This window comes from Wenxinia marina DSM 24838 (genome assembly GCF_000379485.1).
In the GTDB taxonomy this organism is placed as follows: domain Bacteria; phylum Pseudomonadota; class Alphaproteobacteria; order Rhodobacterales; family Rhodobacteraceae; genus Wenxinia; species Wenxinia marina.
In genome coordinates, this window is sequence record NZ_KB902313.1 from 19,552 (window position 1) to 40,625 (window position 21,074).

Consider the following 21,074-nt stretch of genomic DNA (forward strand, 5'->3'; position numbering starts at 1 on the left):
ATGCGGCTGATCTGCCCGAACTGCGACGCGCGCTACGAGGTGCCGGACGACGCGATCCCGGTCGGCGGGCGCGAGGTCCAGTGCTCGAACTGCGGCCATACCTGGCTGGAACGGCCGGGCGCATCCGACGGCGGCGAGGGCGCGGCCATCGTGCCGCCGGAGATGCCGCCCGTTCACGACGACGGCGAGGAGCCGGATCCGGAGCCGATGCTCGACCCCGAGGAGGAGGACGATCTCGCGGACGCCGCGGCCGAACCGTGGGCCGAGCCGGAGCCGGAGCCGATCGTCGCACCACAGGATGAGACGAGGTCCGATTTCGTGGAGACGGACGCGGCTGACGCTCACGTCGCTGCCGTCGACCCGCGGGACGACGAGGACGGGGACGGGACCGAGGCGGACGATCCGGCCGAAGAGGCCGTCGCGCCCGGCATCGCCGCCGCGGCGATGGCCCGTCGCCAGACCGTCTCTCCCGACGTGCAGCAGATCCTGCGCGAGGAAGCCGCCCGCGAGGAGGCCGCCCGGCGTGCCGCGCGAGAGACCTTCGGAACGCAGGAGGATCTCAACCTCGACGCGCCGCCGCCGCCCTCGCCGCCGGACACCCTGTCCGCCGTCCCCACCGCCCCTGTCCCCGGCGACGAGCAGCGCGCGGAGGAGAGCCGCCGCCGCATGGCGCGGATTAAGGGCGAGCCGGCGCCGCCGACCTCGGCCGCGGTCACCGGCGGCCCCGCCGCGCGGCGCGACCTGCTGCCCGACATCGAGGAGATCAACTCCACCCTGCGGCCGCGGACCGAGCGGGCGCCGCCGCCCGCGCCGGAGCCGACCGAGGGCGAGCGGCGCGAGAAGGAATGGCGCCGCGGTTTCCGCCTCGGCTTCGGCATCGTGGCGATCGTGATGGTGCTTCTCGCCGCCGTCTACATTCAGGCGCCGCGGATCGCGGCGTGGCTGCCGGCGGCCGCGCCCGCGCTGGGCGGCTATGTCGAGGCGGTGGACGAGGGGCGGCTGTGGCTGGACCTGACGGTGCAGGGCTTCCTCGACGGCGACACCGCCGCGGCGGACGACGCCGGCTAGTTGCCGGCGGGCGGCGCCGTGGGGACCGTGATCCCGGCGGCGCGGAACCTCTCCAGTTCGGCGTAGGCGTCGAGGGCCTGGCTGCGATAGGCGCGGTAGTACAAATCGCTGCCGAACAGGTTGAACGCCTGCAGGTACGAGGCCCGGCCGCGGAACGCGGCGTCCTCGTTCGCGACCACCTGCCGGATGTCGGCGGTCACGCCCCCCTGCGAGACGGCGGCGACGAGCGCCGCGTCCCGCGCCGGCACACCGCCCGCGACGGCGGCGCCGGGATTGCCGTTCATCGCGACGACGGCATCGCTGAGCGGCGCGATGTCGGCGCGGTTTCGCCCGCCCGGCGTCGGCGGCGGCAGGGCCGTCGTCGCGGGCAGCTGCAGCGGCCGCTGCGGCATGATCGAGAACTCGTCGGGCCCGCCGCCGGGCGCGTCCAGCTGGTGCAGGCTCCCGTCGGTCGCGGTGCAGGCGCCCAGCGCCGCCAGCGCGGCGGCCAGGACCAGGCTCTTGCCGTGTGCCGTCCTCACCCGTGTTCCCTTCCCGTCTCCGTCCCGTGCCGCCGTCATAGCCCAGCCGCCGCGCCCCGTCACGTCTTGCGGCGTTTCGGGCGTTTCGCCCCGTCCTTGCCGTCGCCGGGGAACACCACCAGCCCCAGCGCGCCGAAGAACACCGCGATGTCCGCGACGTTGAAGGCGTAGGGGTTCTCGATCCCGCAGCAGGACATGTTGAGGAAGTCCGCGACCGCGCCGTAGAGGATGCGGTCCACCACGTTGCCGATCGCGCCGCCGACCAGCAGGCCGGCGGAGACGTGCATCCACTTGCCCCCGTCGCCGCGCCAGACCCAGGTCAGCACCAGCGCCGAGACGGTCACCGCGACGGCCACCAGCACCCAGCGCATGTCGGCCTCGCCGAAGAGGCCGAAGTTCACGCCCCGGTTCCACGCCATGCGGAAGTTCAGCAGCGGGGGGACGACGTCGATCGCCTGCCGCTCCATCAGGTTCAGCGCGTGGACGACGAGGTACTTCGTCGCCTGGTCGGCGAGGAACACCCAGAAGGCGGTCCAGAGGGTGAGCCGCATCGGTCCTCCTTCAGTGCCGGAAATGGCGCATGCCGGTGAACACCATGGCGATGCCCGCCGCGTCAGCCGCCGCGATCACCTCGTCGTCGCGCATCGACCCGCCGGGCTGGATCACGCAGGTCGCGCCCGCCTCGACCGCCTCCATCAGGCCGTCGGGGAACGGAAAGAAGGCGTCCGAGGCGACGGCCGATCCCTGTGCCGGCGACGCCGGCAGGCCCAGCGCGTCGGCCATCCGCTGCGCCTTGCGCGCTGCGATCATGGCGCTGTCGACGCGGCTCATCTGGCCGGCGCCGATGCCGACGGTGGCGAGGTCGCGGGCGTAGACGATCGCGTTCGACTTCACGTGCTTGGCGACGGTCCAGGCGAACATCAGGTCCGCCATCTGCGCCTCCGTCGGCTGCGCCTGCGTCACCACGCGCAGGTCCGCCGGCTCCACCCGCCCCGCGTCGCGCTCCTGCACCAGGAAGCCGCCCGCCACCTGCCGCCAGGCGAGGCCGGGCGCGCGGGCGTCGGGCAGGCTGTCCGTCGTGAGGAGGCGCAGGTTCTTCTTGGCCGCGAACGCCGCGACCGCGCCCTCGTCGGCGCCGGGGGCGATCACGACCTCGGTGAAGATGCCCGCGATCTCCTCCGCCGTCGCGGCTTCGAGCGGGCCGTTCAGCGCGACGATCCCGCCATAGGCGGAGGTGCGGTCACAGTCGAAGGCCTTGCGGTACGCCTCGGCCAGCGTGGCGCCGCGGGCGACGCCGCAGGGATTGGCGTGCTTGACGATGACGCAGGCGGGGCCGTCCACCGGATCGAACTCGGCCACCAGCTCGAACGCGGCGTCGGTGTCGTTGATGTTGTTGTAGCTCAGCTCCTTGCCCTGCAGCTGCCGGGCGGTGGCGACGCCGGGGCGGGCCGAGCCGTCGGCGTAGAAGCTGGCGGACTGGTGCGGGTTCTCGCCGTAGCGCAGCGTCTGCGCCAGCGTCCCGGCCATCGCCCGCCGCCGCGGCGTCGCCTGCCCGATCGCGCCCGCCATCCAGGTCGAGACGGCGGCGTCGTAGGCGGCGGTCCGGGCGAAGGCGATCTGCGCCTGCCGCCGGCGGAAGTCGCGGCGGGTCGCGCCGTCGGCCGCGTCCAGTTCGGCCAGCAGCGCGTCGTAATCCTCGGGGTCGGTGAGGACCGTGACGTAATCGTGGTTCTTGGCCGCCGCGCGGATCATCGCGGGGCCGCCGATGTCGATGTTCTCGACGGCGGTGGCGTAGTCGGCACCGCCCGCGACGGTGGCCTCGAACGGGTAGAGGTTCACGACCAGCAGGTCGATCCCCTCGATCGCGTGCGCCTCCATCGCCGACCGGTGCTCCGCATCCTCGCGCACCGCCAGCAGTCCGCCATGCACCCTGGGATGCAGCGTCTTGACCCGCCCGTCCATCATCTCGGGAAAGCCGGTCACATCCGCGACGTCCGTCACCTCCAGCCCCGCCTCCCGCAGCATCGCGGCCGAGCCGCCTGTGGAGACCAGCGCCACGCCGCGGCCCGCCAGCGCCGTCGCCAGCTCCACCAGCCCGGTCTTGTCCGACACCGAGATCAGCGCCCGCCGCAGGGGCGCGGCGTCGGGGGCGGGCGGCAGGGCTCTGGCGGTGACCATGGGCGATCCTCTCGGCGTCAGTCGGCGTCCGAGCCGGCGGCCGGCGCGTAGTCCCGCACCGCGTCCGGCGTCTCGTGCGCCTTGGACAGCGACCAGCGCACGCGCGTCGCATAGGACATGGCGCGCCCGGATAAAACCACCTGCTGCGTCGCGCGGGGGCGCAGGCGCCCGCTTTCCAGGTAGACCGACTTCTCCAGCGTCATCCGCGCCGCGCCGTCCTGCCGGAACACCCAGATCTCGCCCGACCGCAGCGCGAGGCTGACGGCGTGGCCGCCGAGATCGAGCCCCGCCTCCACCTCGGGATGCAGGTGGAAGCGGACGGTCCAGCGCAGGCCGGCCAGCTTCTCGGCCTCCATCACGCGGTCGAAGACGGTCTCGTCGGCCTTGGTGAGGGTGGTGAGGACCTCCTCGCCCACGAGGCCCCGCCCGTCGAAGCCGAGGTCGAGCGTGCGGGCGTGGACCAGGCCGTGGCTGCGCCGCCAGCCGTCGTGGCTCAGCTCCAGCCGCGTGCCGTCGGCGAGCGCGGTCCATTCGGCCTGCACCGCCTGCGGGCCGTCGGCGATCAGGTCGGCGCCGGTCTCGCCATCGTCCGCGAGGCGGGCGGAGGAGACGCCGTCGATGCACAGGGTGGAATGCGACGGCGTCGCCCGCCCCGCGCGGCGCCAGTCCGGGCCGAAGCTGCGGCCCGAGCCGCAGTTCACGACGACCGGCCGCCGGGCCGAGGTCAGCTCGAACGCCAGCGTCGAGGCGTGCGCCTCGGCCGAGACCGCCCCCCGCGGCGGCGGCGCGGCGTCGGCGATCAGCGTCGTCCGGCCGCCCTGCATCCGGGCGAAGCCCATGGCGAGGCCGCCCGTTCGCCGCCCCCGCACGCCCGCCGCAGACAGCGCCTGCTCCAGCCGGCCGTCGATGCCCCGCCCCCCGCCATGGAACCGCGCCAGCCCGCCGTCCGCGTGCCGCAGCGCCCGCAGCGTCGGCGCGATCCTCGTGATTGCCGCCGCGATCGCCTCGGGAACCGGCCGCCCCGCCTCGTCCAGCGCCTCCGCGGCCCAGGTGAGGAGCGTCAGCACCTCGAGGAGGTCCTCGGGGTTGCGGCTGGCGATCCCACCGTCGCCATCGACCTGATGGATGCACTCGCGCGACAGCGCGAGAATGGCCGGCGCGGCCAGATCCTCCTGCCCCTCCAGCGCGAGCGCGGCGTAGATCAGCCCGGTCAGCGCCTCGAACCGCGGCAGTCCCGGCGGGGCCGAGCGCCAGCGGCGGGACAGGAACAGGGTCTGCCCGCCGAGGCTGCGGAAGACCCGCTGCTGCGCGTCCGCCTCCCGGCCCTGCAGCAGGAAGATCGCGTGGGTGATCCAGCGGATCAGCCGCCGCCCGGTCAGGCCCGGCGTCCAGCCCGGCCCCTGCCCCCCGCCATACCGGTCGAGCCAGGCCCCCTGCCAGTCCTGCGCCCGGGCCCGGGCCCGGCTGTCGCCCACGGCCGCCAGATCGTCCAGCCAGCCGAACCCGTGCAGCTCGGCCTCCGCCGGGCGCCCCGACACGGCGTCCCACGGCGCCTCGGCCCCCAGCTGCAGCAGCTCGCCCCCGATCAGGAGGTTGCCGGCGACGATCTGCCGACCGCGGGCGAAATGGCCGACGGTGCGCGGCTCGGGCATCGTGTGGAAGGCGGCCGCGGTGCCGCGCCGGGCCGAGCGACGGGCCTCGACCCGGTCGAGCAGCCGGGCCAGACGGCCGGTCCACCTGTCGCGCATGCCCAAGAGCCGCCTCGCCTCGCCGGGGCCGTTGGCCGGCCCGTTCTTGAAGGGGAAGGATACCCCAGCGGGCGCCCTGCGTCCATCGCGCGGGGGTCAGGCCCGGCGGAGCCGCGCCATGTAGAAGCCGTCGATGCCGCCGCGCCCGGCCCAGTGGTGCGGCAGGACACGAAGCCCGCCCTCGGGCGAGGACCAGCGGGCGTCGATCCAGGCACCCTCCGGCGGCTCGGCCCTGACGCCCTCATGCCGCTCCACCGCCGCCCGGACCTGCGCCTCGCCCTCCTCCGGCAGCAGCGAGCAGGTGCAGAAGACGAGCCGCCCGCCGGGGCCGAGCAGGGCCAGCGCCCGGTCGATCATCCGCGCCTGCAGGCCGATCAGGTCGCCCAGCCCCTCGCCGGACCGGGCGAACGGCAGGTCGGGGTGGCGGCGGATCGTGCCGGTCGCGCTGCAGGGCGCGTCGAGGAGGATCGCGTCGAACGGCCCGCCCTCCCACGTCAGCGCGTCGGCGACGACCACCTCCGCCGGCAGCCGCGTCCGGGCCAGGTTCTCCCGCAGCCGCCCCAGCCGCTCGTCCGACAGGTCGAGCGCGGTCACCTCCGCCCCCGTGGCGGCGAGCTGCATCGTCTTGCCGCCCGGCGCGGCGCAGAGGTCCAGCACCCGCTCGCCCGGGCGCGGGTCCAGCAGCCGCACCGGCAGCGCCGCGGCGGCGTCCTGCACCCACCAGTCGCCCGCGTCGTAGCCCGGCAGGGCCGACACCTGCCCCGCCCCGTCCAGCCGCACCGATCCCGTCGGCAGCAGCGTCCCGCCGAGCGAATGCGCCAGCACCGCCGGATCGCCCCTGGCGGTGAGATCCAGCGGCGGCGGCATCGCATGCACCGCCTCCATCGCGGCCACCGTCTCGGCCCCCCAGGCCCGCACCAGCGGCCCGCGCAGCCACTTCGGCAGGCGCGGCGCCGGCAGGTCGGCCCAGCGCGCCTCGGCGTCGGGGGACAGCCGGCGCAGGACCGCGTTCACGAGGCCCCGCGCCCCGGCGGTGCGCTTGCCGCGGCCGGCGATGCCGACGAGGTCGTTCACCACGCCGTGCGCCGCCGCGCCGTGCGCCAGCTCCACCGCGCCGAGGCGCAGGATGTTGAGCACCGGCATCGGCGGCCGCCGCTCCACCAGCGGCGCCAGCAGCGCGTCGGCGCGGGCGAGGCCGCGCAGCGTGTCGGTGGCGAGGCGCTGGGCGCGGGCGCGGTCGGGCGGATCGAGGGGGGCGAGGACGGGGGCGGCGTCGGAGAGGAGCCGGCGCTCGGCGAGGACAAGGGTCAGCAGGCGCAGCGCGGCCTGGCGGGCGGCGGCGCCGCCGGGGGCGGGCGCGGCGGGGCGCGCCGTGCGGTCCGGCCTGGTGCGGCGCATCGCCCGTCTCCCTTGCGACCCCGGCGGGGACCGCCCTATATCAGGGGAGAACCCCTTACAAGCTTGGCCTTGCCGGGACCGCCATGACCCAACCGGACACCCTCCCCCCCGCCGCCCGCCGCGCCCTGCAGGAGGCCGAGGCCCGCCGCAAGGCGGCCGCGCCGCTGGACCTGCCGACCGAGCTCGGCGGCCGCGACGGGCCCGAGCCTGTGCGATTCGGCGACTGGGAGCGCAAGGGGATCGCCGTCGATTTCTGAGCCGCGGCGCGGTCGTCCGGCCGCCCCGGCCCTACTGGTAGGGCACCGGCCGGGCGTCCGCCCGCAGGTACAGCGGGTGCCGCGGATGGCCGTCCTTCGTGAGGCCGAGGCAGAGCGGATCGCGCCCGGCCAGCATCGTTCGCACCTCGGCATCCCGCCCGGCGAGCGCGCCGTGGACGCCCCAGGCGCAGAGGACCGAGCCGGCCCCGCGCACCTCGCGCCGCAGGATGCGGTCGGTGCGCGGGCCGACCGGATCGGCGGCCTGCCGCAGCGCCTCCGGACGGGTGGCGCGGAAGGCGAAGAGGTTGCACACGACGAACCCCGGCCAGCCCCACAGACGCGTCCGCGCCTCGACCCGGGCGATGGTGGGGTCGTTCCGGTGCGCGTCCGCCGTGGCGGGGTTCAGCATGATCCACAGGAGCGGCGGGCCGTCGGCCAGCGGCGGGTCAGGCGGTAGCGGTAAAGGCCGCAGCGGGAGACGTGGGCGGTGGAGTCGAAGGTCACGGGGAGGGGGGGACGGCAAGCGGTCGTTCGCTGCGACGACGATCAACGCTGCGACGACGATGAACGTTGTGGAAGGGCGGGAAGCGCACCTTAGCTGCGAAGCCGAAATGCTTTGGGACAATCTGCGAAAGCGGACATCAGGGTGGAATGCGTGCTCTGAGCCCCGCATGCTGAGCAGTAGCCACGACGAGTGTCTGCCGCCACTCATTTCGACGCATCCGGGTCAGTCTTGGGACTAATGGAGGATTGACCATGGCTTTCTTCTTTCGGTTGCAGTCGCCTGCATGGCTTCAGGAAGATCTGAGGGTGCGCCACCCCAAAAGGGTTCACAGCCTCCGACTGAAGCCAAGCCGCACCATGTCCATCTTGATGGCGCGTCACAAGTTCGTTACAATGTCCTGATGAAGCCTGATGCCTTTTTCGTATCGTCTCGCAAACTTCTGCTTGCACTCACTTTGTCATGGCTTCTGCTCTGGTTCGGCAGCGTTATACAGGATCTGGTCATTCTCGCTACCGGCACCGAAGAGAAGATCTGGCTTCTTGATGTTGACAGCGAGGTTAGCGTTTACACCTGGCTCTCGACCATTCTGCTGAGCGGTGCTGCTCTCCTATCCTTTGTTCTAGCGTCCCATGGGAATGACGCGCCTCAATGGCGCGCTATCGGAGTTATATTCTTGGCCATGTCCATGGACGAGATGCTATCCCTGCACGAAAGGCTCTCCGGAGTTCTAAGTTCCTCGCTGACAACTTCAGGCCCATTCTTTTTCGCTTGGGTCATACCAGCAGCAGTTTTCATTCTCATGGTCGCCGTCGTCTTTTTGCCCTTCGTTTTTCGATTGCCGCGCAGTGTGGCGATCATGATCATAGCCGCAGGCTTCGTTTACATTTTGGGCGCTCTCGGCCTCGAAATGGCGGCTGGGCTATTCCTTTCCGGAGAAGAGAATTTGGCTTCAGCGCTCGAGTCGCCGCGCTACCGGATCATGACAAACCTGGAGGAGGGACTCGAAGTGCTCGGGGTAATCATTTTCATCGCGGCGCTTCTCATCCGGTGTGCGCAAGTCTTTCCTTCGACCTTCGAGACTGATTGAGTGACGCGGGCGTCGCGCAGAGACGTGCCGAAGTAGTGCGCGACCGGCACCGAAGGCGTTCGGCGCGAAGCCTTTGCGCCCGCGATGTCCGCAATGGGCCGATTGTGTTGAAAAACCCGGCCTCGTCACCGCGGGATGCGCAGGTTCCCCTTGAGCGCGTGCGCCCTCTGCTGGGGATCGCATTCAGTTCAACGCCGCTACTAATGCATAAAGCCCCCCTCACCCCAACCCGAACGTCGCGCTGTCCCCCGTCCCATGGTCGCTGGTGAAGCGCACCCGGCCGGGCTCCACCTCGACGAGTTGGCAGTTGTAGGGGATGGCGGTGCCGCTCCAGTCCATCTGGCGGCAGAGGTAGCTGCCCTCCCAGCTCCACGAGCCGGTGACGGCCCAGCCCTGGGCCTGGCCGCTGATCGTGCCGTCGGCGTTCACCACGATCTCCACCCCGAGGAGGCGGTGGACGATGGGGCGGCCGACGACCGTCGAGAGGAAGGCGTCGCGGGTCGGCACCGGCTCGAACGCCAGCGCGGCGGCGGGGGCGAGGGTCAGGGCGAGGGCGAGGGCGAGGGTGCGGGGGGCGGCGGGCAGGGGCATGGGCGTCTCCTTGGCGGGGCGTTCGCCCGGAGATACGCAGCCGCGCCCGGATCAGTTCACGCCCCCGTGCGCGGCGCCCCGACCGGCGCCCGCAGGCCGAGCACGTCGATCATGTCGAACTCGCCCGGCCCCTTGTCCTGCCCCCATAGGACGGCCCGCAGCGCGCCGCGGGCGAACAGCGCCCGGTCGGTGGCGACGTGGCGCAGCACGATCCGCTCTCCCTGACCGGCGAAGATGACGTCGTGCTCGCCCACGATGTCGCCGCCGCGGATGGCGGAGAAGCCGATGGCGCCGGGGCGGCGGGGGCCGGTGTCGCCGTCGCGGCCGCGCTCGGAGCAGGTGTCGAGCGGAACGCCGCGGCCGTCGGCGGCGGCGTGGCCCAGCATCAGTGCGGTGCCGGAGGGGGCGTCGACCTTGTGGCGGTGGTGCGCCTCGACGATCTCGATGTCGAACTCCTCGCCCAGCGCGGCGGCGACCTGACGGGTCAGGGTGACGAGGAGGTTGACGCCGAGGCTCATGTTGCCGGCGCGGACGATGGTGGCGTGGCGCGCGGCGGCGGCGATGGCGCGCAGGTGCCCCTCGCCGAGGCCCGTGGTGCCGATGACGTGGACCGCACGGGCCTGGGCGGCGAGGCCGGCATACTCGGCCGTGGCGTCGGGGGCGGTGAAGTCGAGGACGCCCTGCGCGGTGGCGAACGCCTCCACCGCGTCGTCGGTCACGGTGACGCCGAGGGGCGCGCCGCCCATCGCCTCGCCCACGTCGCGGCCGATCCAGTCGTGGCCGGGACGTTCGAGCACCGCGGTGAGGCGGGCGGCCTGGCTGTCGGCGACGGCGCGGATCAGCATGCGGCCCATGCGGCCGGAGCCGCCGGTGACCACGATGCCGGGAATGTCGGTCATGGGCGTGTCCTTTCGATTGCCCTCTGATAGCGGCGGGTCCGGGCATTGGCAAAGCCGGGCGGGACCTCTATCTGGCGGGGCATGTCCCGCTCCGGTTCCACCCCGTCCCAGCGCCAGCTCCGCGTCGGCGAGCTGATCCGCCGCACGCTGTCCGACGTGCTGATGCGCGGCGACGTGCACGATCCCGACCTGCAGGCGACGTCGATCACCGTCGGCGAGGTGACGGTGACGCCGGATCTGAAGATTGCGACGGCCTACGTGTTGCCCCTCGGCGGGCGGAACGCCGAAGGCATCCTGGGCGCGCTGCGGCGCAACAAGGCCGAGCTGCGGCATCAGGTGGCGAAGGCGATGAGCCTGAAGTTCGCGCCGGATCTGAAGTTCGCGCTGGACGAGACGTTCGACCGGATGGACGAGACGCGGCGGATGCTGTCCGAGGACCGCGTGCGGCGGGACGTCGAGGAGTGATTCGCGGGCTGGCGGCGCTGCTCGCCGCCCTGTTCGGCATCGTCGCGGTGCCGGCGGGCGCGCTCGAGTGCCGGGACGTCGTCTTCGAGGGCCAGCGCTACACGACGTGCGAGGTCGATCCGGCGGCGGACGACCTGCGCACGTTCCTGACCGGCGGCGACGGGCGGACGCTCGGCAGCTTCTCGACGGTGGAGGCGGCGGCGGGGCGGCCGCTGCTGTTCGCGATGAACGCCGGCATGTACCATGCGGACCGCGCGCCGGTGGGCCTGTATGTCGAGGACGGGCGAGAGGTGCGGGGCATCGTGACGGCCGAGGGGCCGGGGAACTTCGGGCTGCTGCCGAACGGCGTCCTGTGCATCGGCGACGGCCGGGCGCGGGTGATCGAGAGTCGCGCCTTTGCGGCCGATCCGCCGGCCTGCCGTTATGCCACCCAGTCGGGGCCGATGCTGGTGATCGGGGGCGACCTGCACCCGCGCTTCCTGCCCGACTCCACCTCGCGCTACGTGCGCAACGGCGTCGGCACCTCGGCGGACGGCACGCGGGCGGTGTTCGCGATCTCCGCCGCGCCGGTCACGTTCTGGGAGTTCGGGCGGCTGTTCCGGGACGGGCTCGGCCTGCCGGACGCGCTGTACCTCGACGGCAGCGTCTCGCGCCTGCACGCGCCGTCGATCGGGCGGTCCGACAGGGGCGTGCGGATGGGGCCGATCGTGGGCGTGCTGGGCGAGTAGCGCCCCCGGCACTGGCGCGGGCGGCGCCCGGGCGCTATCTCACTGGCCATGCAGCTTTGGGTCGGCCTCGGAAATCCGGGCGGGAAGTACGCCCGCAATCGTCACAATATCGGGTTCATGGCGCTGGACCGGATCGCGGAGGATCACGGCTTCTCGCCGTGGCGCGGCCGGTTCCAGGGCGAGGTGGCAGAGGGTCGCCTCGGCTCCGACAAGGTGACGCTGCTCAAGCCCTCCACCTTCATGAACCTCTCGGGCCAGTCGGTGGGCGAGGCGATGCGCTACCTCAAGCTCGAGTCGACGGACATCACCGTTTTTCACGACGAGATCGACCTCGCGCCCGGCAAGCTTCGGCTGAAGGCCGGCGGCGGGCACGCGGGGCACAACGGGCTGCGGTCGATCCACCAGCATGTGGGGCCGCATTACGACCGGGTGCGCCTCGGCGTCGGGCATCCGGGGCACAAGGACGCGGTGCCGGGCTACGTGCTGCGGGACTTTCCCAAGGCGGACGAGGACTGGCTGGACGATCTGCTGCGCGGGCTGTCGGACGGGGCGCCGATGCTGGCGGCCGGGGACGGGCCGGGCTTCCTGAACAAGGTGGCGCAAAGGCTGACGCCGGCGCGGTCGGGCGGGGGCGAGCGGGCGAAGACGCCCGGCGGGGCGGCGGGACCGGACAGCGCACCTGCGAAACCGCCCGGAACGGCAGAGGAGCCCGACGACCGGCGCTCGCCGCTGCAGAAGCTCGCCGACAGGTTCCGGTGACGGAGGACGCGCCGATCCGCGACCGGTTCCGCGGCCAGGCGCGGGCCTGCGCGGACCTTGGCTCGCCCTTCATGGACCGGCTGATGACGCTGTTCGCCGAGCGGCTGTCGCCGGACGACGGGCCGGTGGCCGAGGCGCTATTCGGCCGGGACTGGCCGAAGGAGGCGGTGGCGCCGCTGCGGATCGCCAGCGGGTTGCACTGGCTGGCGCGGGGCGGCGACGCGGCGCTCGTGGCGGTGTATCCGCCGCAGGATGCACCGGATGATGCGCTGTGGAGCGCGGTGCGAGACGCGATGGAGCGCGAGGCGGAGACGCTGCTGCGCTTCCTCGCCCAGCCGCCGCAGACCAACGAGGTGCGCCGCTCATCGGTCCTGATCGCCGGAGCTCTGGTGGCGGCGGAGCGCCACGCGCTGCCGATCGAAGTGACCGAGCTGGGCGCGAGCGCGGGGCTGAACCTGAATTTCGACCGTTTCACGCTGGAAGGGCCGGGCTGGCGGCGCGGGCCGGCGGAGCCGGTTCTTACGCTGCGGCCGGACTGGCGCGGGCCGCCGCCGCCGGAGGGCGTTCTGGACATCCGGGCGCGGGAGGGCGTCGACCTCGCCCCGCTCGACCCCACCGATCCCGCGGCGCGGGCGCGGCTCATGGCCTATCTCTGGCCGGACCAGCCGCAGCGGCTGGCTCTGACCGAGGCGGCGCTCGCGGCGGCGGACACGAAGGTGGAGGGGGCGGACCTGCTCGACTGGCTGCCCGGGCGGCTGGCGCCGCGGGAGGGGCGGCTGCACCTCGTGACCCACACGATCATGTGGCAGTACCTGCCGCCGGAGGGCCGCGCCAAGGGCGAGGCGCTGTTCGCCGAGGCGGGCGCTCGGGCGACCGCGATGGCGCCGCTCGCGCGGCTGTCGCTGGAGGCGGACGATGGCGGCCCCGGCGCGGCGGTGCGGCTGACGACATGGCCTTCGGGCGCGACCGAGACGCTCGGCCGGGCCTGCTTCCACGGGCGCTGGGTGGACTGGGCGGGCTGAGCCCGCCTCAGAGCGACGCCTCCGGGCGAAAGCCTTCGGGGATGCGGTCCTCGCCGGTTAGGATCGCCGCCGCCAGCACCTCCCCCGCGAGCGGCGCCATGCCGAAGCCGATCTTGAAGCCGCCGTTCGCGATCCAGTGCCCCGGCCGCCCGGGCCAGGGGCCGAGGATCGGCGCGCGGCTGCGGGCACGCGGGCGCAGGCCGGCCCAGCGCTCGACGACGGGGGCGTCGCGCAGCGCCGGGACCGCCGCGCGGGCGGCGGCGACGACGTCGTCCAGCTGCGCGTCGGTGGCGGCGGGGTCGTGCCACTCCCGCTCGGTCGTGGAGCCGACCGCGACGGTGCCGTCGGCATGCGGCACGACGTGGACGCCGCCGGCGAAGAGTTGCGGCGCGTCCGGTGCGTCGTAGCGCATCAGCGCGGCCTGCCCCTTGATCCCCTGCCCCGCCGGTCGGCCTTTCGCCGAAACCAGCTCCGCCAGACCGGCCGCGCCGGTGGCGTGGACGATGGCGCCCTCCTCCGGCCCCGCCGCGACGACCTCTCCGCCCCGCGCCCTCACCGCCGCGGCGAGGGCGGCGACGGCCTGCCGGGGATGCAGGCGGGCGGAAAGGGTGTCGCGGACCCAGAGACCGGTCGGGCTGTCCGGGCGGAAGGGGCCGGCGGCGGTCTCGTCCACCACCTCCCACACCGCGCGGCCCTGCCAGAGGTGGGCCGCGGACGCCGCCCGGGCGCGGGCCAGCGCGACGGCCTCCACGTCCGCGAGGGGCTGCAGGCGGCCGGTGCGGGCATAGCCGGGGGAGCGGGCGGAGGCGGCTTCGACGTCGGCCCAGAAGGTTTTGGCCATCAGCAGGCTTTCCAGCTGGAACGCCTTCTTCTCGTTCCACGCCTCGGGCACGTGCGGCGCCAGCGCGCCGACGATGCCGCCGGAGGCGCCGGCGCCCGGACCCCAGGGGTCGATCACGCGCACCCGCGCGCCCCGGGCGAGGGCCGCCCAGGCGACCGACAGGCCGAAGACGCCCGCCCCCTTTATCGTCACGTCCGCCCGCATCGGCGCGACCCTAGGGGCGGCGGCGCGGCTTGCCAATCGCCCGGCCGGGGCGGAGGGTGCGGCCCATGACCGGCGATGGCCCCGACCTCGACTGGCGGGACGGGCGCGTGCCGGTCTCGCGCCGCTACGGCGACCCGTACTTCTCGTTCGAGGACGGGCTGGCCGAGACGCGGCACGTGTTCCTCGCGGGCAACGGGCTGCCGGGGCGGATCGGGCCGGGCTTCGCGGTGGCGGAGCTGGGGTTCGGGACCGGGCTGAACCTGCTGGCGCTGCTGGCGGCGCTGCCGGAGCCGCCGCCGGGGGTGGGCTTCACGACCTTCGAGGCGGCGCCGCTGGACGCGGAGACGGCCGCGCGGGCGCACGCGTCCTTCCCCGAACTAGCCGAGGTGTCCGCGGACCTCCTCGCCGCGTGGGGCGCGCTGGCGGGCGGGGCGACCGTCCGCGGCGTGCGGGTCCGGGTCGTCGTCGGCGACGCGCGCGAGACGGTGCCGGCGTGGGACGGGGCGGCGGATGCGTGGTTTCTCGACGGGTTCGCGCCAGCGCGGAACCCCGAGTTGTGGGATCCAGCCCTGCTCGCCTCCGTCGCCTCGCACATGCGGCCCGGCGGCACGCTGGCCACCTACAGCGCGGCGGGAGCGGTGCGGCGGACGCTGGCGGGGGCCGGCCTTGTGGTGGAGCGGCGGGCGGGCTACGGCCGCAAGCGGCACATGACCGTCGCCGCCAAGCCCGGACACCCCACCTGATGCGCAACGACACGCGCCTCGGCATCCTGCTGATGATCGCGACGACCTTCGTCTTCGCGATGCAGGACGGCCTCAGCCGGCACCTGGCCGAGACCTACAACGTGCTGATGATCGTCGCGATCCGGTTCTGGTTCTTCGCCGCCTTCGTCATCGCGGTCGCGCGGCGCCAGTCCGGCTCGCTCCGCGCCGCCGCGCGGACGGCGCAGCCCAAGGTGCAGGTTCTGCGCGGCGTGCTGCTGGCGACCGAGATCTGCGTGATGGTGCTGGCCTTCGTCCTGCTCGGCCTGGTGCAGAGCCATGCGGTCTTCGTCTGCTATCCGCTGATCGTCGCGGCCCTGTCCGGCCCGATCCTGGGAGAGCGGGTGGGCTGGCGCCGCTGGGTCGCCATCGCAGTCGGCTTCGTCGGCGTGCTCATCATCCTGCAGCCCGGCGTCGCGGTGTTCTCGCCCGCGGCTCTGGTGCCGCTCTTCGCCGCGACGATGTTCGCCTGCTACGCCCTCCTCACCCGGTTCGTGGCGCGCAAGGACAGCGCCGCGACCTCGTTCTTCTGGACCGGCGTCGCGGGCGCGGTGGCGCTGACGCCGATCGGCCTCTGGGCGTGGGAGCCGATGACGGCGCCGGACTGGGGCATGATGCTGGCGCTGTGCATCACCGGGGCGGGCGGGCACTGGCTGATGATCAAGGCCTACGAGGCGGCCGAGGCGTCGGCGATCCAGCCCTTCGCCTACCTGCAGATGCCCTTCGCCTCGGCCATCGGCATCGCGGTCTTCGGCGAGGTGCTGGAGGCGCGTCTCGTCCTCGGCGCGTCGATCATCGTCGGCGCGGGCCTCTTCACCCTGTGGCGCGAGCGGCGGGCGACGGCGAGCTAACCGCCGGGCCGGGCGATCGGGCGGATCGCGGCGGGCGCGGCGGGGCCACCCGGCGCGGCGGGCTCGGGCGTCACCGCCTCGATCGGGGCCCCAGTCTCGACCGGCGACTCCGATCCGGGCCGCGCGACGGGCCGCACCACGGGCGGCGCCCCGGTCAGCAGCGCGGCGAAGCGGACAGGGCCGCCCGGATCGGTGCCAAGGCGGGCGCGGTAGATCGGGATCGCCTCGGTCACGCGCATCACGTAGTTCCGCGTCTCGTCGAACGGGATCGACTCGATCCAGTCGATCACGTCGGCCTCGCGCCGGGGATCGCCCCGCTCGCCCATCCAGGTCATCGGTCGGCCGGGGCCGGCGTTGTAGCCGGCGGCGATCAGGACGGGGCTGTCGCCGAACCTCTCCTGCAGCATCTGCAGGTAGCGCGTCCCGAGCGCCGCGTTGTAGGCCCAGTCCGAGGTGAGACGCGCCCGCGAGTAGGGCAGGCCGAGGTCGCGCGAGACGTCCTGCGCGGTGCCCGGCATCAGCTGCATCAGCCCCAGGGCGCCGACGGGCGAGCCGACCCCCTCGTTGAACTCGCTCTCCTGCCGGGCGATGGCGAGCGCGAGCGGCGTCTCGACCGGCCAGTCGCGGTCGGCCATCGCGTGCAGCGGGTGGTAGATCGCGGGGATCAGGATGTTCCGCCGGACCGCGATCTTGCCGACGAGGAGCGACAGCCACGTCTCGTCCCGTTCGGCCAGCCAGGCGCCGAGGGCGGCGACCTCGTCCTCGGGCAGGGTCTCGGCCAGCGCCACGATGAACAGCACCGCCGCGCCGCGGTCCCCGCCGTCGAGGAGCATCGTCGCCGCCTCGCCCAGCGGCTGCGACGGGAAGGCGGCGGCGCGCCAGTCGGGCGTTTCGTGCTGGTCGGCCAGGGCCGGGTCCAGCGGCACGCCGAGCCGGTCCGCGGCGAGGAGGCCGTAGAAGGAGGTCTGGTAGTCGGCCCCCTGCGCATAGGCCGCCTCGGCCGCGGCGACGTCGCCCTGCGCCTCGTAGGCGCGCCCGCGCCAGTAATGCGCCCGGCCGAGCGAGATCGGCCCCTCGACCGCGGCCGCCATCCGGTCGAAGTGGAACAATGCCGCCTCCGGCCCGTCCAGACGGGTGAGGGCGATGTAGCCGGCCAGCCACTCGAGGTCGGCGTAGAAGTCCCCCTCCGTCAGCCAGTGCCGCGAGGCGAGGTCGTAGGCCTCCTGCGGGCGCCCCTCGCGCATCAGCCACCGGGCGAGCCGTGCCCGCCAGCTGGCCCAGCGGAACGGCTGGCCGAGGCTTTCGGCAGAGCCCGTCCGCTCGCTCAGCAGGGCGATGGCGTCGGTGTAGTCGCCGCCGTTCGCGAGGCGGTTGAAGCGGTCGTAGGCGAGGCCGGGATGACCGGAGAGGGGCTCGGGCACGGCCTCCGCGAGGTCGTCCGCGTTCCGGTCGCCCCGGATCAGCGCGGTGCGCGCCCGTGTCAGGGCCTGGTCGCCCTCGGGCAGCAGGTCCATCAGGCCCGCCGCGTCAGAGGTGCGCCAGCGCCACAGCATCGCCTCGGCACGGGCGGCGTGGTACGGCTCCAGCAGCTCGCCGAACGCGGCGAGTATCGCGGTCTGGCCGGCGCGGTCGAGGCCCAGGGTGAGCCAGGCCTCGATCACCGCCGCCTCCGCCTCCTCGCCGCGGCCGAGCTCCTCCAGCGCGCGGGCGCGCATCACGACGCCGCGGCCGGTCTGCGGGGCCTGCTCCTCGAAGTAGGCGACGACGGCGGCGGGATCGGCGTCCGCCGGGATCGCCGCCTCGCCCGCCTCGCGCAGTCCGTCGAGGCCGGGCCAATCGGCGTGGGTGGCGGCGAAGTCCGTGTATTCCTCGAACGTGCCGGCGCCGGCCCGCAGCCTCTCCCACGTCACGAGGTCGCGGGCGGTCTGCCCCATCGGCGCGGCGAGGAGGTCGGCGCTGTCCCAGCTCTGGTCCTCCATCGCGGCGATGACGGTCGCGAACGAGCGCGCCTCCGGCCGCAGGTCGGCGGCGGCCGGCTCCTCCTGCGCGAGGGCGGGCGCGACGGTGCACGCGACTGCGAGGAGGGCGGCGGCGAGACGGAAAAATGTCACGATATTGCGGCTCCTTGGACGGCCAGCGGAGTCGGATGGCAGCGACGGCGAAGAGCCTAGCGCCCGTGCGCGCGGGACGAAACACACAAACTTGGCAACAGGCGCAAACCCGACTAGGTTCCGCCCGCTTTTCGGGGCCTGTCGCCCCGGCGTCATCAAAGGAAGCGTGTCATGATCAAGGGGTCCATTCCCGCCCTCGTCACGCCGTTCGCGAACGGCGAGCTCGATCTGGACACGCTGAAGAAGCTCGTCGACTGGCACGTCGCCGAGGGCAGCCACGGCCTGGTCCCCGTCGGCACCACGGGCGAAAGCCCGACCCTGACGCACGAGGAGCATGACCGGGTCGTCGCGACCGTGGTCGAGCAGGCCGCGGGGCGGATCCCGGTGATCGCCGGCGCCGGGTCGAACAACACGGCCGAGACGATCCGCCTCGTCGACGCGGCCAAGGCCGCCGGCGCGGACGCGGCCCTCGTCGTCACGCCCTACTACAACCGCCCCACCCAGCGCGGCCTGATCGCGCACTTCACCGCCGCCGCCGACCGCGGGCTGCCGATCATCATCTACAACATCCCCGGCCGCTCCTGCGTGGACATGACGCCCGACACGATGGGCGAGCTGGCGAAGCATCCCAACATCGTCGGCGTCAAGGACGCCACCGGCGACCTCAGCCGGGTGTCCAGGCAGCGGATCACCTGCGGCACCGACTTCTGGCAGATCTCGGGCGAGGACCCGACCGCGGTCGGGTTCAACGCGCAGGGCGGTATCGGCTGCATCAGCGTGACCGCGAACGTCGCGCCGAGTCTTTGCGCGCAGCTGCAGGAGGCGACGCTGGCCGGCGACTACCGCGCCGCGCTGGAAGTCCAGGACCGCCTGATGCCGCTGCACCTGGCGATCTTCACCGAGCCGGGGCTGGTGGGCGTGAAATACGCGATGCACATGCTCGGCCTCTGCCGCGACGAGGTGCGCCTGCCGCTGGTGCCGCTGTCCGAAGGGACGCGCCTGGCGGTCAAGGATGCGCTTAAATACGCCGGCCTGCTGGACTGACTCGCCTCTGCCACAATCCGGCCCGCTGAACGCCCCACCCTGCGCCTAGGTCCGCGTCCAACAAGAGACGCGAGCGAGGAGGCGCAGGATGGAGCAGACCCCGATCACCCGGTTCGGCACGCAGGACGCGATCCTGGTGGCGCGGTCGCAGCGCGACGTCGCCCGCGCCATCGCCGCCCTGCTGACCTTCTCGGCCGAGCCGGACGCGCCGCCGCGCGCTGGCCTCGTCGGCCGGCTGCTGGGCCGACGCCGTGCGGCCGCGCCGCAGGCGCGCGCCCTGCCGACCTACACCTTCCGCGCGGTCACGCCGGCCGAGGCCGATCTGCCGCTGATCGGCTGGCGCCTCGCCGACGGGCGCACCGCCGAGGCGGACGAGACGATCCGCCTCTCGACCCCGGTCGCCGCGCCGGACTGGACGCTGGTCGAGACCTGCGAGACCGTGCATGGCATCTCGATGACGGCGCTCGGCCTGTCGGCGCACCTGCCGGGCAGCGAGGCGTTGTACCTGCGGCGCACCATCGGCAAGGGCGGGCCGCGGCAGGCGGCCTTCCACGTCTACCGCGAGGCCGAGGCGGTGCGCCGCATCGCCTGCACCGCAATCTGGGCCGACGGCAGGCCGGCGTCGGAATGGTGGGAGCGGATCGCCGACGGCGCGCCGACCGCTTACGAGCCGGCGGGGCTGATGACCGAGGGCGCGTTCGGCGCCGACCATTTCGGCGAGGCCGGCATCGAGGCGATCCTCGGCCGGCTCGGCCTGTCGCTGGACACGCTGCTCGGCCCCCGCGCCCGCCGCGACGCGCACGCCTTCGAACGCGCGGCCGAGGTGCCCGCCGCGGCCTGACCTTCAGTCAGCGGACGCCACCTCGGCGATCGCCTTCGCCAGCACCGGCACGGTGTCCTGGTTCAGGCCCGCAATGTTGATGCGGCTGTCGCCGACCATGTAGACGCCGTGATCCTTGCGCAGCACCTCCACCTGCTCGGGCGTGAGGCCGAGGCGCGAGAACATGCCGCGGTGGCGCGCGATGAAGTCGAACCGGTCGGAGTTGGTCAGCCGCCGCAGCTCGTCCGCGAGCGCCTGGCGCAGGCCCAGCATGGTATTGCGCACCTCCTCCAGCTCGCTCTCCCAGTCGGCGCGCAGGTCGGCGTCGGTCAGGATCTCGGTCACCACGCGGGCGCCGTGGTCGGGCGGGAAGGAGTAGTTCTGGCGGTTCAGGAAGGCGAGCGTCCCTTGCGCGACCTTCGCCTGCGCGGCGTCCCGCGCGACGGCCATCAGCAGGCCGGTCCGCTCGCGGTAGATGCCGAAGTTCTTGGAGCAGGAGGCGGCGATCAGGCACTCCTCCATCGCGCCCGCGACCGCGCGGGTGCCCGTCGCGTCGGCGCCGAGGCCGTCGCCGAAGCCCTGGTAGGCGATGTCGATCAGCGGCACCGCGCCGGCGGCCCTTACCGCCGCGATGGTCTGCTGCCACTGGTCGGCGGTGAGGTTCGCGCCGGTCGGGTTGTGGCAGCAGCCGTGCAGCAGGACGACGTCGCCGGCGGCCACGCCCCTCAGGTCGGCGAGCATGCCGTCGAAATCGACGCCGCCCGTCGCCTCGTCGAAGTAGCGGTACTCGGCGGACGGCATGCCGAGGTATTTGATGATGGACGGATGGTTCGGCCAGGTCGGGTTGGACAGCCAGACCGTGGCGGAGGGCGCGGCAAGGCGGATCAGCTCCAGCGCCTGCCGGATCGCGCCGGTGCCGCCCGGGGTGGCGACGGCGGCGACGCGGTCGCGCGGGACGGCGTCGCCGAGGACGAGGCCGATCATCGCGTCGGCGAAGGCCGGTTCGCCGGCGAGGCCGGTATAGGCCTTCGTCTCCTGGCTGGACCAGATGCGCCGCTCGGCCTCCTTCACGGCGCGCATGACCGGCGTGTTGCCGGTGGGGTCCTTGTAGACGCCGACGCCGAGGTCGATCTTGTCGTCCCGCGGGTCGGCGCGATACGCGCCCATCAGGGCGAGGATCTTGTCGGCGGGCTGTTCCTTCAGCGCTTCCAGCATT

The 21,074-nt window shown here is 73.4% G+C and carries 22 protein-coding genes; 11 read left to right on the forward strand and 11 right to left on the reverse strand.

The features are described from left to right. On the forward strand, window positions 1-1,068 hold the full coding sequence (locus A37W_RS23890) for a zinc-ribbon domain-containing protein (protein ID WP_018304315.1): 1,068 nt from the start codon (window positions 1-3) through the stop codon (window positions 1,066-1,068). On the opposite strand, the gene A37W_RS0117350 is transcribed toward A37W_RS23890, so the two are convergent. The 5 genes from A37W_RS0117350 to A37W_RS0117370 form a co-directional block, all read right to left on the reverse strand. Further along, window positions 1,065-1,589: a DUF3035 domain-containing protein gene (locus A37W_RS0117350; protein WP_018304316.1), complete on the reverse strand. Its 525-nt coding sequence runs from the start codon at window positions 1,587-1,589 to the stop codon at window positions 1,065-1,067. The genes A37W_RS23890 and A37W_RS0117350 overlap by 4 nt on opposite strands. A gap of 59 nt (window positions 1,590-1,648) precedes the next feature. Beyond that, window positions 1,649-2,140, reverse strand: coding sequence for a signal peptidase II (gene lspA / locus A37W_RS22350; RefSeq protein WP_018304317.1), 492 nt, complete (start codon window positions 2,138-2,140; stop codon window positions 1,649-1,651). A gap of 10 nt (window positions 2,141-2,150) precedes the next feature. Further along, window positions 2,151-3,767, reverse strand: coding sequence for a bifunctional phosphoribosylaminoimidazolecarboxamide formyltransferase/IMP cyclohydrolase (gene purH, locus A37W_RS0117360; protein WP_018304318.1), 1,617 nt, complete (start codon window positions 3,765-3,767; stop codon window positions 2,151-2,153). A 17-nt stretch (window positions 3,768-3,784) separates the two neighbouring features. Then, window positions 3,785-5,515, reverse strand: coding sequence for a heparinase II/III family protein (locus tag A37W_RS0117365; protein WP_018304319.1), 1,731 nt, complete (start codon window positions 5,513-5,515; stop codon window positions 3,785-3,787). A 96-nt stretch (window positions 5,516-5,611) separates the two neighbouring features. Beyond that, complete coding sequence (locus A37W_RS0117370) at window positions 5,612-6,913, reverse strand: RsmB/NOP family class I SAM-dependent RNA methyltransferase (protein ID WP_018304320.1); 1,302 nt, start codon at window positions 6,911-6,913, stop codon at window positions 5,612-5,614. Window positions 6,914-6,996: 83 nt separating this feature from the next. Between A37W_RS0117370 and A37W_RS22355 the strand changes: the two genes are divergently transcribed. Then, a complete protein-coding gene (locus tag A37W_RS22355; protein WP_018304321.1) occupies window positions 6,997-7,170 on the forward strand; it encodes a DUF1674 domain-containing protein in 174 nt (57 codons plus the stop codon). A 31-nt stretch (window positions 7,171-7,201) separates the two neighbouring features. Here the strand turns inward: A37W_RS22355 and A37W_RS22360 are convergent, their stop codons facing one another. Then, window positions 7,202-7,579, reverse strand: a complete 378-nt coding sequence (locus A37W_RS22360; RefSeq protein WP_018304322.1) for a DUF1643 domain-containing protein — start codon at window positions 7,577-7,579, stop codon at window positions 7,202-7,204. Between the two features lie 496 nt (window positions 7,580-8,075). On the opposite strand from A37W_RS22360, the gene A37W_RS0117390 reads away from it, so the two are divergent. Next, the gene (locus A37W_RS0117390; protein ID WP_018304324.1) at window positions 8,076-8,762 is read left to right on the forward strand and encodes a DUF8692 domain-containing protein; all 687 of its coding nucleotides are present in this window, start codon (window positions 8,076-8,078) and stop codon (window positions 8,760-8,762) included. Between the two features lie 219 nt (window positions 8,763-8,981). Here A37W_RS0117390 and A37W_RS0117395 read toward each other — a convergent pair whose 3' ends face one another. Beyond that, entirely contained in the window at window positions 8,982-9,353 is a 372-nt protein-coding gene (locus tag A37W_RS0117395) for a hypothetical protein (protein WP_018304325.1), read from the reverse strand. A gap of 56 nt (window positions 9,354-9,409) precedes the next feature. Next, window positions 9,410-10,252, reverse strand: a complete 843-nt coding sequence (gene dapB, locus A37W_RS0117400) for a 4-hydroxy-tetrahydrodipicolinate reductase (protein ID WP_018304326.1) — start codon at window positions 10,250-10,252, stop codon at window positions 9,410-9,412. Window positions 10,253-10,333: 81 nt separating this feature from the next. Here dapB and rbfA point away from each other — a divergent pair, with 81 nt between their 5' ends. The 4 genes from rbfA to A37W_RS0117420 are packed head-to-tail and all read left to right on the forward strand — an operon-like array spanning window position 10,334 to window position 13,226. Beyond that, window positions 10,334-10,717 carry a 30S ribosome-binding factor RbfA gene (gene rbfA / locus A37W_RS0117405; RefSeq protein ID WP_018304327.1) on the forward strand — a complete coding sequence of 128 codons (384 nt, stop codon included), beginning with the start codon at window positions 10,334-10,336 and terminating at the stop codon, window positions 10,715-10,717. After that, entirely contained in the window at window positions 10,714-11,445 is a 732-nt protein-coding gene (locus tag A37W_RS0117410) for a phosphodiester glycosidase family protein (RefSeq protein WP_018304328.1), read from the forward strand. The genes rbfA and A37W_RS0117410 overlap by 4 nt, the downstream gene beginning before the upstream one ends. Before the next feature lie 48 nt (window positions 11,446-11,493). Continuing rightward, window positions 11,494-12,204: an aminoacyl-tRNA hydrolase gene (pth, locus tag A37W_RS0117415; RefSeq protein ID WP_026198574.1), complete on the forward strand. Its 711-nt coding sequence runs from the start codon at window positions 11,494-11,496 to the stop codon at window positions 12,202-12,204. Then, window positions 12,201-13,226 carry a DUF2332 domain-containing protein gene (locus tag A37W_RS0117420; RefSeq protein ID WP_018304330.1) on the forward strand — a complete coding sequence of 342 codons (1,026 nt, stop codon included), beginning with the start codon at window positions 12,201-12,203 and terminating at the stop codon, window positions 13,224-13,226. The genes pth and A37W_RS0117420 overlap by 4 nt, the downstream gene beginning before the upstream one ends. A gap of 7 nt (window positions 13,227-13,233) precedes the next feature. On the opposite strand, the gene A37W_RS0117425 is transcribed toward A37W_RS0117420, so the two are convergent. After that, window positions 13,234-14,271, reverse strand: a complete 1,038-nt coding sequence (locus A37W_RS0117425) for an NAD(P)/FAD-dependent oxidoreductase (protein WP_018304331.1) — start codon at window positions 14,269-14,271, stop codon at window positions 13,234-13,236. Between the two features lie 65 nt (window positions 14,272-14,336). Between A37W_RS0117425 and mnmC2 the strand changes: the two genes are divergently transcribed. Next, a complete protein-coding gene (gene mnmC2 / locus A37W_RS0117430) occupies window positions 14,337-15,014 on the forward strand; it encodes a tRNA (5-methylaminomethyl-2-thiouridine)(34)-methyltransferase MnmC2 (protein ID WP_018304332.1) in 678 nt (225 codons plus the stop codon). Further along, window positions 15,014-15,883 (forward strand): DMT family transporter, encoded by an 870-nt coding sequence (locus A37W_RS0117435; RefSeq protein ID WP_018304333.1) that lies wholly within the window; start codon window positions 15,014-15,016, stop codon window positions 15,881-15,883. Before mnmC2 ends, A37W_RS0117435 begins: the two co-directional genes overlap by 1 nt. Here the strand turns inward: A37W_RS0117435 and A37W_RS0117440 are convergent. Continuing rightward, window positions 15,880-17,994 carry a lytic transglycosylase domain-containing protein gene (locus A37W_RS0117440; protein WP_018304334.1) on the reverse strand — a complete coding sequence of 705 codons (2,115 nt, stop codon included), beginning with the start codon at window positions 17,992-17,994 and terminating at the stop codon, window positions 15,880-15,882. The genes A37W_RS0117435 and A37W_RS0117440 overlap by 4 nt on opposite strands. Before the next feature lie 171 nt (window positions 17,995-18,165). Between A37W_RS0117440 and dapA the strand changes: the two genes are divergently transcribed. Both dapA and A37W_RS0117450 read left to right on the forward strand, forming a co-directional pair. Beyond that, on the forward strand, window positions 18,166-19,038 hold the full coding sequence (gene dapA, locus A37W_RS0117445) for a 4-hydroxy-tetrahydrodipicolinate synthase (RefSeq protein WP_018304335.1): 873 nt from the start codon (window positions 18,166-18,168) through the stop codon (window positions 19,036-19,038). An 88-nt stretch (window positions 19,039-19,126) separates the two neighbouring features. Beyond that, window positions 19,127-19,879 (forward strand): hypothetical protein, encoded by a 753-nt coding sequence (locus tag A37W_RS0117450; protein WP_018304336.1) that lies wholly within the window; start codon window positions 19,127-19,129, stop codon window positions 19,877-19,879. A 3-nt stretch (window positions 19,880-19,882) separates the two neighbouring features. Here the strand turns inward: A37W_RS0117450 and A37W_RS0117455 are convergent, their stop codons facing one another. Then, on the reverse strand, window positions 19,883-21,073 hold the full coding sequence (locus A37W_RS0117455; protein ID WP_018304337.1) for an amino acid aminotransferase: 1,191 nt from the start codon (window positions 21,071-21,073) through the stop codon (window positions 19,883-19,885). Window position 21,074: the final 1 nt, after the last annotated feature.